Source organism: Sphingomonas sp. (assembly GCF_039595165.1).
In the GTDB taxonomy this organism is placed as follows: Bacteria; Pseudomonadota; Alphaproteobacteria; order Sphingomonadales; family Sphingomonadaceae; genus Sphingomonas.
In genome coordinates, this window is the sequence record NZ_JBCNMA010000116.1 from 1 (window position 1) to 10,615 (window position 10,615).

Annotated in this window: 10 protein-coding genes; 4 read left to right on the plus strand and 6 right to left on the minus strand. The window is 68.4% G+C overall.

Annotated elements, in window-relative coordinates; all coding sequences use genetic code 11:
• Window positions 1-1,140: isoprenylcysteine carboxylmethyltransferase family protein (locus tag ABDV68_RS15520; protein WP_343521007.1), on the minus strand; the 1,140-nt coding region annotated here is incomplete at its 3' end.
• 154 nt (window positions 1,141-1,294) lie between these two features.
• On the opposite strand from ABDV68_RS15520, the gene ABDV68_RS15525 reads away from it, so the two are divergent.
• Window positions 1,295-3,199 carry a PDZ domain-containing protein gene (locus ABDV68_RS15525; RefSeq protein WP_343521008.1) on the plus strand — a complete coding sequence of 635 codons (1,905 nt, stop codon included), beginning with the start codon at window positions 1,295-1,297 and terminating at the stop codon, window positions 3,197-3,199.
• Window positions 3,200-3,230: 31 nt separating this feature from the next.
• Window positions 3,231-3,773, plus strand: coding sequence for an inorganic diphosphatase (gene ppa / locus ABDV68_RS15530; protein WP_343521009.1), 543 nt, complete (start codon window positions 3,231-3,233; stop codon window positions 3,771-3,773).
• A 37-nt stretch (window positions 3,774-3,810) separates the two neighbouring features.
• Here the strand turns inward: ppa and ABDV68_RS15535 are convergent, their stop codons facing one another.
• On the minus strand, window positions 3,811-6,195 hold the full coding sequence (locus ABDV68_RS15535) for a glycoside hydrolase family 2 TIM barrel-domain containing protein (RefSeq protein WP_343521010.1): 2,385 nt from the start codon (window positions 6,193-6,195) through the stop codon (window positions 3,811-3,813).
• A 138-nt stretch (window positions 6,196-6,333) separates the two neighbouring features.
• Between ABDV68_RS15535 and ABDV68_RS15540 the strand changes: the two genes are divergently transcribed.
• Window positions 6,334-6,993: a DUF1345 domain-containing protein gene (locus tag ABDV68_RS15540; RefSeq protein ID WP_343521011.1), complete on the plus strand. Its 660-nt coding sequence runs from the start codon at window positions 6,334-6,336 to the stop codon at window positions 6,991-6,993.
• Here the strand turns inward: ABDV68_RS15540 and ABDV68_RS15545 are convergent.
• The 4 genes from ABDV68_RS15545 to bla all read right to left on the minus strand — a co-directional run bounded on the left by ABDV68_RS15545 (window position 6,974) and on the right by bla (window position 9,687).
• Window positions 6,974-7,339, minus strand: coding sequence for a TfoX/Sxy family protein (locus ABDV68_RS15545; RefSeq protein ID WP_343521012.1), 366 nt, complete (start codon window positions 7,337-7,339; stop codon window positions 6,974-6,976). The two genes, ABDV68_RS15540 and ABDV68_RS15545, sit on opposite strands and share 20 nt — an antisense overlap.
• Window positions 7,329-7,808, minus strand: coding sequence for a GNAT family N-acetyltransferase (locus ABDV68_RS15550; protein WP_343521013.1), 480 nt, complete (start codon window positions 7,806-7,808; stop codon window positions 7,329-7,331). Before ABDV68_RS15550 ends, ABDV68_RS15545 begins: the two co-directional genes overlap by 11 nt.
• Window positions 7,805-8,707: a DMT family transporter gene (locus ABDV68_RS15555; protein ID WP_343521014.1), complete on the minus strand. Its 903-nt coding sequence runs from the start codon at window positions 8,705-8,707 to the stop codon at window positions 7,805-7,807. The genes ABDV68_RS15550 and ABDV68_RS15555 overlap by 4 nt, the downstream gene beginning before the upstream one ends.
• Window positions 8,708-8,808: 101 nt before the next feature.
• The gene (gene bla / locus ABDV68_RS15560; protein ID WP_343521015.1) at window positions 8,809-9,687 is read right to left on the minus strand and encodes a subclass B3 metallo-beta-lactamase; all 879 of its coding nucleotides are present in this window, start codon (window positions 9,685-9,687) and stop codon (window positions 8,809-8,811) included.
• 126 nt (window positions 9,688-9,813) lie between these two features.
• Here bla and ABDV68_RS15565 point away from each other — a divergent pair.
• On the plus strand, window positions 9,814-10,615 hold an 802-nt coding region (locus ABDV68_RS15565; protein WP_343521016.1), incomplete at its 3' end, for a LysR family transcriptional regulator.

Below are 10,615 nucleotides of genomic sequence, written 5' to 3' on the forward strand. Positions count from 1 at the left end.
GAGCACCGTCGCGCGCACCGCGTCGTACAGGCTGCCCGTGGTCACCAGCAGCGGGCAGGTGCTGATCCACCAGAACAGGTTCTTGGAGAGGTAGGCCGGGTGCCGCGTCCATGCATAGGGCCCGTGGGTGATGATCCCGCGATGCGTGAGGTTGGAGAAGCGGAAGCCGAACGCCATCGTCGCCCAGGCGTAGATCGCGGTCAGCGCCACCAGCACCGCGCCGACGATCCACAGCAGCACCTCATGGCCCGCCAGCCAGTGCGTCCAGTCGGACGTGCCCGGATGATAGTCGAGCGGGCCGCCATTCCCCATCAGGATGAACGGCGGGTAGCAGATCAGCGCGAACGCCCAGCCCGCGGCGTAGGGATTGGCGGTGCGGATATGGCTGTCGAGCGGGCGGAAGGTCAGGATGTACCCCACCGTCGCGAACGCCACGTCGAACATGAACATGCCCGTGATCAGCCAGTTGGCGAGGGCGATCGGGTTGCTCAGGATGCCGTCGGTGCTCGCGCGCACGAACCCGCTGAACCCCGGCGGCACGATCGCGAGCATGAAGGCGAGGAAGAACGCCTTCACCGCCCAGCTGCGCAGATGGTTGTGGATCGCCTCCTCGTCGATCGGCCCGCCCTTGCTGCCGAGCAGCCACGCGCCGAGCATCCAGGCGCCGTCCCTGGGCTGCTCCAGCCGCCGGTCGATCCACAGGATATATGGGATCGAGAGGATGAACAAAGCCGGCGCCGCCATCTGGAAGCACCACATGGCGAAGGCGAAATTGCCCTCCCAGTAGAAGCGGCACACCGAGTAGATCGCGGCGATCCCGCCCCAGGTCAGCCACAGCCCGGCGATCTTGGTGATCGAGATGTCGAGCGTTTCCTTGAGCGGCCTGGGCGTGCCCCAGTTCACGCCCGTGGTCGGGTTGCGGTGGACCTTGTCGACCAGCACCGCCCACAGCACCATCGGCACGCCGCCCGCGACCAAGTTGACCAGCGCGGCATAGGGCCCGTCGAGCCCGTGCATCCGCGCATAGGCGAGCCAGCAGATCATGCCGATCAGGCCCGCGAGCCCGCATCCGGTGCTGACCGCGGACTTGGGCCGCGGATCGGCCTTGGCCTGCGTGGCGAGAGCGGCGTCGTGATACATGGCGCTCCGCATAGCGCGCGAATGGTAAGCAAGGCGTGAAGGGTGTTTGGCATGCGCGCTGGCCCGCGACAGCCGCAATTGTTGGCACTTTACCTCGCCGCATGCCCCCGCCTAAAGGTGTGACAACATATCCTCCCTGACGATCGAGGCCCTTATGCGCCGCGCCTTCGCGCTCACCGCCCTGCTGCTCGCCACCACCGCCGCCACCGCTCAGAACTCCGCGCCCCAGCCGCTGCCGTTCGACAACCGCATCCCGGTTGCGCGCGACGCCGCCTATCCGGGGACGATCGTGCTCAAGGTCGATGCGACCAACGTCCAGCAGGCGATCTATCGCGTGAAGCAGACGCTGCCCGTCGCCGAGGCCGGCCACATGGTGCTGCTGATGCCCGCCTGGCTCCCCGGCAAGCACGCCGCGCGCGGCGAGATCGAGAAATTGACGGGCCTCAAGATCACCGCCGGCGGCAGGGCGGTGCCATGGACTCGCGACACGGTCGATGTCTGGGCCTTCCATGTCGAGGTGCCGCGCGGCGCGAAACAGCTCGACATCGAGTTCCAGTTCACCGGCGCCACCGATCCCGACCAGGGCCGCGTCTCGATCGCGCCGACGATGCTCAATCTCCAGTTCGAGCAGGTCAGCCTCTATCCCGCGGGCTGGTTCACTCGGCGCATCCCGATCCAGGCGACCGTCACCTATCCCGCGGGTTGGACCGCGGTGTCGGGGCTGCCGGCGCGCAAGGTCGGCGCCGACTATGTCTATGAGAAGACCGACTACGAGACGCTGATCGACTCGCCCGTCTTCGCCGGCCGCAACTATCGCGAGTTCAAGCTGTCGGACCGAGTCGACCTCAACGTCTTCGCCGACGAACCGGCCGAGCTCGCCGCGACTCCCGAGCAGATCGACGCGCACAAGCGGCTGGTCGAGCAGTCGGTCAAGCTGTTCGGCGCGCAGCATTACGACCGCTACGAGTTCCTGCTCTCGATCAGCGACGAGATGGGCGGGATCGGGCTCGAGCATCACCGCAGCTCCGAAAATGGCGTGAAGCCCGGCTATTTCACCAAGTGGAACGATGGCCCCGGCTCGCGCAACCTGCTGCCGCACGAGTTCACGCACAGCTGGAACGGCAAGTTCCGCCGCGGCGCCGACGCCTGGACGCCGGACTTCCGCACCCCGATGCGCGATTCGCTGCTGTGGGTCTATGAGGGGCAGACTCAGTTCTGGGGCTATATCCTCCAGGCGCGCTCGGGCATTATCAGCAAGCAGGACACGCTCGACATGCTGGCCAATATCGCCGCCAGCCTCGACAACCGCCCGGCGCGGACCTGGCGTCCGTTGATCGACACCACCAACGACCCGATCATCTCCGCGCGCCGCCCCAAGGGCTGGCTGAGCTGGCAGCGCTCGGAGGACTATTACAACGAAGGGCTGCTGATCTGGCTCGAGGCCGATTCGATCCTGCGCAAGGAGAGCGGCGGGACCAAGTCGATGGACGATTTCGCCCGCGCCTTCTTCGGCGTACGCGACGGCGACTGGGGCGTGCTCACCTACAAGTTCGAGGATGTCGCCGCGACGCTCAATGCGATCCAGCCCTATGACTGGGCGAGCTTCCTCAAGACGCGGCTGAACGGCCTTTCCGAGCGCGCCCCGCTCGCCGGCTTCACCGCCAATGGCTATCGCCTGATCTATACCGACGAGCCGACCGCCGCGTTCAAGGACAGCGAGAAGCGCGCCAGCCGCACCGACCTCAGCTACTCGCTCGGCCTGTCGATGGCGAAGGGCGGCGCGATCGGCAGCGTCACCTGGGATTCGCCCGCTTTCGAGGCGGGGCTCGACCTTGGCGACACGATCGTCGCGGTGAACGGCCGCGAATATTCGGACGATCGCCTGAAGGATGCGGTCAAGGCGGCCAAGGGGACGAAGGACCCGATCAAGCTGCTGGTCAAGAGCGGCACCCGCTATCGCGAACTAGCCATCGACTATCACGATGGCCTGCGCTATCCGCGCCTCGAAAAAATCGGCACCGGAGAGGGTGGCCTGGATCGGTTGCTAGCCCCGCGCTGACGGGGAAGCCGAACCAACAGAGGAAGATCAGATGCGCATCGACATGATTCCTGTCGGCGACAACCCGCCGCACAGCCTGAACGTCATCATCGAAGTGCCGACCGGCGGCGAGCCGGTGAAGTACGAATTCGACAAGGCATCGGGCGCGCTGTTCGTCGACCGCATCCTGCACACGCCGATGCGCTATCCCGCCAATTACGGCTTCGTGCCGCACACGCTGTCGCCCGACGGCGATCCGCTCGACGCGCTGGTGATCTCGCGCTCGCCCTTCATCCCGGGCTGCGTCGTGCGCGCGCGTCCGATCGGCGTGCTCAAGCTCGAGGACGAGCATGGCGGCGACGAGAAGCTGATCTGCGTCCCGGTCGACACGACGTTCCCCTATTATTCGGACGTCGGCGAGCGCCAGGACCTGCCCTCGATCGTGCTCCAGCAGATCGAGCACTTCTTCAAGCACTACAAGGACCTAGAGACCGAGAAGTGGGTCCGCGTCGGCGACTGGGGCGACGCCGAGGAAGCGCGCCGCATCACGCTCGAGGCGATCGAGGCCGCGAAGAAGGCCAAGGCCGCGGCCTGATCCAGCGACCGGCCCGGCATTGCCGGGCCAGTTCGTCTCAGGGCGCCGTCGCGCGCAGCGTGACCCGCGCCGGGCGCAGGCCTTCGCCCGTCACCTCCACCGTGATCGTGCCGCTGGTTCCGGTCGCCCGGACCATCGCCAGCGCGCGCCCGTTCCAGGCCTTGCGCGTCGCGGAGGCGAAGGGCGTGGTATCCGCCGGGTCGCCATTGTCGAACGCCGCGAGCGTGCCGGCGCCGCTCACGCGGACGGTCAGCGGCACCGCCGCGCCGGGCACCGGCACGCCCTTGGCATCGACGACCTCGACCCGCACGAAGCCAATGCGATCGAAACCCGGCGCCAGCGTCGTCTGCTCGGCCACCAGCCGCACCGCGGCCGGCGCGCCGGCGGTGCGCAGCGCGTCGCGCGCGACCGCCTTGCCCGCCGCGTCATAGGCGACCGCGCGGAGCTCGCCCGGCGCGAACGGCACGTCCCATGCGATCGCGCCGGCATCGGCGTTGGCCGGCTTGCGGCCGAGCGACTTGCCGTTGAGGAACAGCTCGGCCGCGGCGGCATTGGTGACCAGCTCGACCTTCTCGACACGCGGCGCGAGCGAGGCGGGCGTCCAGTCGTTGCGCACCCCGGCATCCTTGGGCTGCGGCGTCGCGATCGCGACCGTGGTCGGCAGGCCCGAGGTATCGACGAACGCGCCGGTGCGGCGACCGATCCTGACCATTGGCGTCTCCGACCACCACGACGCGCGCTCCCAGCCGATCGACTTCACCACATCGGTGCGGTCGACGATGCCCGAGGGGTTGGAGATATTGGGCCAGCCCGCGCGGTCGGCCTCGCCCAGATAGTCCGCGCCGGTCCACAGGAACATGCCCGAATAGGGCGCGAAGTCGCGCACCGCGAGCCAGTTGCCGCGGCCCTTGGTGTTCTCGGTGCCGATGATCTTGCGCGTCGGCTTGTCCTTGTGCGCCTGGGTGAGTTCGTTCTCGCGATAGTTCTGCCCGACCACGTCAAGCATGTCGGCGAGCCCGTTCCTGTAGTCCCCGGTGACGTTCGGCCGGAACAGCGCCATCGTCACCGGGCGGCTCGGATCCTCCTCGTTGAAGATCTTCTTCAGCCGCGCGAGGTTGGCTTTGGCGACCAGCGGATAGGGCGTGTCGTGGATCTCGTTGCCGACCGACCAGATCACCACCGAGGGGTGGTTGCGGTCGCGCCGCGCGAACTCGCGCGCGTCGAGCGACGACCAGTCGCCGAAGAAGAGGTGGTAGTCGTAGGGGTTCTTGGCGACGGTCCACATGTCGAACGCCTCGTCCATCACCAGCATGCCGAGCCGGTCGCACAAGTCCATGAACTCGCGCGAGAAGGGGTGGTGTGCGGTGCGGATCGCGTTGACGCCCAGCGCCTGCAGCCCGCGCAGCCGCCGTTCGTAGAAGTCGCGCGGCACCGCCATGCCGAATGCGCCGCCATCGGCATGGATCGCGGTGCCCTTGAGCTTGACGTTGCGGCCGTTGATCCAGAAGCCGGTGTCGGCCCTGAACGCGATGTCGCGCACGCCGAAGCTCACCCGGTCGCTGTCGAGCGCCGCGCCGCCGTCGCCGATCACGCGGACGCTGGCGGCGTAGAGATTGCCCTTGCCGACGTCCCACAGCTTCGGCCGTTCGATGGCGGCCTGGGCGACGAGCTTCTGCACGCGGCCCGCTGGCACTACCGCCGCCTCGCTGGTGGCGGTGCCGACCGTCTTGCCGTCGGGCCCGGTGAAGGTCACTTCGATCCGCGCCCGCGCGTCGTGCCGGGTCTGGTTGCGGACGCTGCTCTCGACCCGCACCGTGGCGCGCTCGGCCGACACCTGCGGCGTGGTGACATAGGTGCCCCAAGTGTCGACATGGACCTGCCCGGTCGTGATCAGCCGAACGCTGCGATAAATGCCGCCGCCGGCATACCAGCGCGAGGCCGGCTGGAACGAGGTGTCGGCGCGCACCGCGATCACATTGGGGCCGTCCCACTTCAGGTGATCGGTGACGTCGTAGCGCACCGTCGAATAGCCGTTGGGCCGGTGCCCGACATGGTGCCCGTTGATCCACACCCCGCCGCGATCCATGATCCCGCCGAATTCGACGAACACGCGCTTGCCGCGATCCGCCGCGGGCAGGGTGAAGCTTTTGCGGTACCAGACCACGCCGGTCGGGAGCCAGCCGCCCGATCCGGTCGAGAGCGCGTTGCGGTCGAACGTCCCGCTGATCGCCCAGTCGTGCGGCAGATCGACCTTCTGCCAATCGGCCACCGCGCCCGCGACCGTCTCGGCACCCGCAATGTCGCCCTTGGCGAAGACCCAGTCCGAGTCGAAGTTCGCTTCGTCGGCGAACGCCACCGGCGCGAGCGCCACCCAGGCCAGGACCGCCATCCACCGCATCGCCGAGCGAATCCAGAATATCATGCGCCTCTCCTGTTTGCGCAGAGAGAACACGGCGCTGCTCAAATGGTCAAGTCAATCTCAATAATCGAGATCACATCCCATATGGTGGGTGCAGGGCGCGATCTGGCCAGCCGCCCGCAACTCGCCTAGTCTGCGGGGATGCGGGACGGGGCCCATCGCACGCATCATCGCCGCGGCATCGGCAACCTGGTCGCGCCGCCGCGCTTCCTGCTGTTCGCCGCGGTCCTCGGTGTCGGCTGCGCGGTGGCGATCCCGCCGCTGGGCGAGCATTTCGGCATCATGGCGGCGTTCGACGGGGCGGCGTTGCTGTTCCTCGTCTCGTGCCTCCCGCTGTTCCGCCACGAATCGCATCACATCCGCGCCGCCGCGCGCGACAACGACGCCAACCGCGTCGCGCTGCTCGTCATCACCGCCGCGATCAGCCTCGCGGTGTTCGCCACCATCGCCAGCGTGCTCGTCCCCGCCGGCACGCCCGAGCCGCGCAGCCTGACGCTGGTGATCGCCACGCTGGCGATCTGCTGGCTGTTCGCGAACACCGTCTATGCGCTGCATTATGCGCATCTCTTCTACCGGCAGCAGCATGGGCACGATGCCGGCGGGCTCGAGTTCCCCAAGACGCCCGAGCCCGACTATTCGGACTTCGTCTATTTCGCCTGGTGCCTCGGCATGACCTTCCAGACCAGCGACGTGACGATCACCACCCGGACGATGCGCCGCGCGGTGACCTATCACTGCCTCGTCGCGTTCGTCTTCAACCTCGGCATCATCGCCTTCACGATCAACGCGCTCGGCGGCTGACCTTTGGCTTCTTCGCCGGGGCGCGCCGCCCGGCCTCGACGCCCAGCGCCGCCCAGTGGCGCATCGCATCGGCATCGTCGAACACCTCGTCGGGCGCGCGGCGATAGTTCATGCTGGCGATCCGGCCGTTCATCTCGACGGCGAAGCGCTCACACCCTGCCGCGTCCCAAATCGCGTCGCTCTCGCCATCCGCCTTGAACCACAGCCCGCCGTCGCTCGACAGGATCGCGAACACCGTGCCGTCGAGATAGAGCGTCGCGCCGCCCATCATCTTGCGATGGGTGAGGTTGCCCATCGGCTCCACCGCCTCGGCGACCCAGTCGAGCAGGCCCGCGTCAAACGCCACGCGACAGCGCCTCGATCGCAGCGATCTCCATCCGCCAGCGCTCCCAGCCCTCGACATGCGCTGCGCCGATCGAGCGGTAGAAGCCTTGGCCCAGCTCGTTCCAGTCGAGCACATTCCACTCCAGCCGCGCCCCGCCGCGTTCGAGCACCAGCGCCGCCAGCCGTGCCAGCAGCGCCCGCCCGAGCCCCGCGCCGCGCGCATGCGGCTCGACGAACAGGTCCTCGAGCCAGATCCCGGGCTTGCCCTCGAAGGTCGAGAAGGTCTGGAAGAACAGCGCGAAGCCGCTCGGCACGCCGTCGACCTCGCCGATCAGCACCTCGGCCGCCGGACGCTCGCCGAACAGGTGGTCGCGCAGCACGTCGTCGTCGAAGCGCACCTCGTGCGCCAGCTTCTCATATTCGGCGAGCTTGCGGATGAAGCCCGCGACCAGTTCGAAGTCCCCGGGGCCGGCTTGTCGGATCGTGATCATGGCAGTTGCGCCTCGCTGTCGGCCACCGGGGCATGGTCGCGCCGCCGTGCGGCGAGGATGCACCCGCCGACGATCAGCGCCGCCCCGGCGACGGTGAAAAGGGATACGCGCTCGCCGAACACCAACCAACCCCAGAGCGTCGCCCACAGGAAGCCGGTATATTCGGTCGGCGCGAGATAGCTCGCCTCGGCCCGGGCATAGGCCCAGGACAACAGGAACAGCGACGCCGTCGCCAGCATCGCCGCCAGCACCAGCGCGGGCACTTCGGCCAGCGGGGGCGCGACCATCAGCCACGGCGCGGCGAGTAGGTACATCGCGGTGACGATCAGCGTCTGGTAGAAGGCGACCTCGCCCGGCCCGGCGAGCAGCGACTGCTGGCGCATCAGGATGATGTTCCAGGCATAGCAGACCGCCGAGACGAGGATCGCGATCGCGCCCCGGAATGCCTCGGGCCCGAGCTCTGCGCGTGCCTGGCCCCACAGGATCACCAGCACCCCGGCGAACGCCATCCCGCTGGCGATGAGGGCGACGCGCGTGATCCGCTCCCTGAGGATCAGCGCGGCGAGGAACAGCACGATGATCGGCGCGATGAACGACAGCGCGATCGCCTGCGCCATCGGCACGCGCCCGAGGCCCCAGAAGAAGAGATAGGCCATCACCGCGGAGACGAGACCGCGCATCACATGGATGCGCACCACCGCGCGCGCCGGCCAGCGCGGCCGCGACAGTGCATAGGGGATGCCGCTCACCACGGTCCCGGCGAGCATGCGCCAGGTCAGCGCATTGTAGGTGCCGAGCGCGATCACCAGCCCTTTCATCAACGCGTCCATCGACGAGAAGATCGCGATGCCGAGCGCGGCGACGGCGAAGGCGGTCAATGGAGAGGCGGAACGATTCACTTGACCGCGCTTGGCGGCCCCGCGCGCCCGGGTCAATCGCTGGCCGGGAATCGATCCGTTCGGTTCAATCCTCCCTCGCCAGGGGGAGGATCAATCTGGCCCTAGCGCCGCTTCGCCTTCTCCTTCGCCAGCCGTGCGTCGATCCGCTGGACATAGGTCGCAGCGAGCGAACGGCACGCGTTCCGGTCGATCAGCGGATTGCGCGCGCGCGACCGTCCCAGCGCGGCGAGATGCTCGAGCGTGCCGTTGGTGCCGGGGTGGGAGGGGATGGCGATGTCGCACCGGAGTGCGGCGAGCTTCACCGCGCCGTTCCGCAACAGCGCCACACGCGCGGGATGGGCGGTGAAGCGATAGTCGTCGGCGCTCACCGGATTGATGCTCGCGGCGAACACGATCGTCGCGCACGCCTTGCCCTCGCACGATCGCCACTGCCAGCTGGTGCTTCCCCGCGTGTGCCCCGGGGTCGCCCGCGCCGTGATCGTGACTCCGCCGAGCCGCAGCTGCTCGCCGTCGCGCACGCCGCGGATCCGCGTTACGCCGGGCATGGGTTCGTGGATGCTCGCCTGCGGATCGTCCGCGCCGACCGTGCCGCGGCGCAGCTCGGCCACCGCCGGCGCGCCCGCGATCACCGTCGCGCCGCTGTCGCGCGCCAGCGCGGCGACGCCGCCGGCATGGTCCCAATGCGGCTCGGTGACGAGGATGTACTTGATCTGCCCGGGATCGAAGCCGAGCTTGCGGATATTGGCCTGGATCGCGCGCACCGCCTGCGGCACGCCGCCGTCGATCAGGATCAGGCCGGCGGAGGTGCGCACCAGCACCACGGCCAGTCCTTCGAACCCGACATAATAGCTCTGGCCGTGCATCAGCACCGTCGCCTGCGGCTTGAGCCATTGCGCGGCATAGTCCGGCGCGATCGGGCGCAATAGCGGATCGTCGCGATGTCCGTCGGCATGGCCCGAGACCAGGGTGAGTGCGGCCAATACGAATCCAGTTTTCCTCATCCTTGACTCCACAGATCCGGGTTGGAGCGCAGAATGCTGACGAACCGACTGCTGCACAAAGCATCAATTCTCGACTTAGCCATGAACTCAGCTCATGCTTTGAAGATGGAACGCCCCCAGCTCCCGCTCAACGCGCTGCGTGCCTTCGAGGCGGCGGCGCGGCACCTCAACTTCACTCGCGCCGCGGCCGAGCTGTGCGTGAGCCAGGGCGCGGTGAGCCATCAGGTCGCGCAGCTCGAGCGGCGGCTCGGCGTGCCGCTGTTCCGCCGCCTGCCGCGCGGCCTCGCGCTGACCGATGAGGGACTGGCGCTGGTGCCGGTGCTCGGTGACGCCTTCGATCGGATCGGCGCGACGCTCGACCGCTATGAGGGCGGACGGATGCGCGAGGTGCTGACGATCGGCGTGGTCGGCACCTTCGCCACGGGCTGGCTGCTGCCGCGGCTCGACCATTTCCGGCGCGCGCATCCGCAAGTCGACCTGAGGCTGCTGACCAACAACAACCGCGTCGATCTGGCGGGGGAGGGGCTCGACTATGCGATCCGCTTCGGCGACGGCGCGTGGCACGGCACCCACGCGGTCCCGCTGATCGAGGCGCCGCTGTCGCCACTCTGCGCGCCCGCCGTCGCCGCGCGGCTCGCCACGCCGGCGGACCTCGCGCGCGAGACGCTGCTGCGCTCCTACCGCCCCGACGAATGGCCACGCTGGTTTGCAGCTGCGGACGCGCCATGCCCGCGCCTGACCGGACCGGTGTTCGATAGTTCGGCGCTGATGCTCCCCGCCCCGCTTGCCGGCCATGGCGTCGCGCTCGCGCCGCCGGCGATGTTCGAGGCGGACCTCGCCGCCGAACGTCTCGTCCAGCCCTTTACGGTCGAGCTTGCCCTTGGCCGCTACTGGCTCACCCGGCTGA

Bases quoted from the DNA above. Each gene is read 5' to 3' on its own strand.
- ABDV68_RS15525 (WP_343521008.1), top strand. From the start codon at position 1,295: ATGCGCCGCGCCTTCGCGCTCACCGCCCTGCTGCTCGCCACCACCGCC.
- ABDV68_RS15535 (WP_343521010.1), bottom strand. From the start codon at position 6,195: ATGATATTCTGGATTCGCTCGGCGATGCGGTGGATGGCGGTCCTGGCC.
- ABDV68_RS15550 (WP_343521013.1), bottom strand. From the start codon at position 7,808: ATGATCACGATCCGACAAGCCGGCCCCGGGGACTTCGAACTGGTCGCG.
- ppa (WP_343521009.1), top strand. From the start codon at position 3,231: ATGCGCATCGACATGATTCCTGTCGGCGACAACCCGCCGCACAGCCTG.
- ABDV68_RS15540 (WP_343521011.1), top strand. From the start codon at position 6,334: ATGCGGGACGGGGCCCATCGCACGCATCATCGCCGCGGCATCGGCAAC.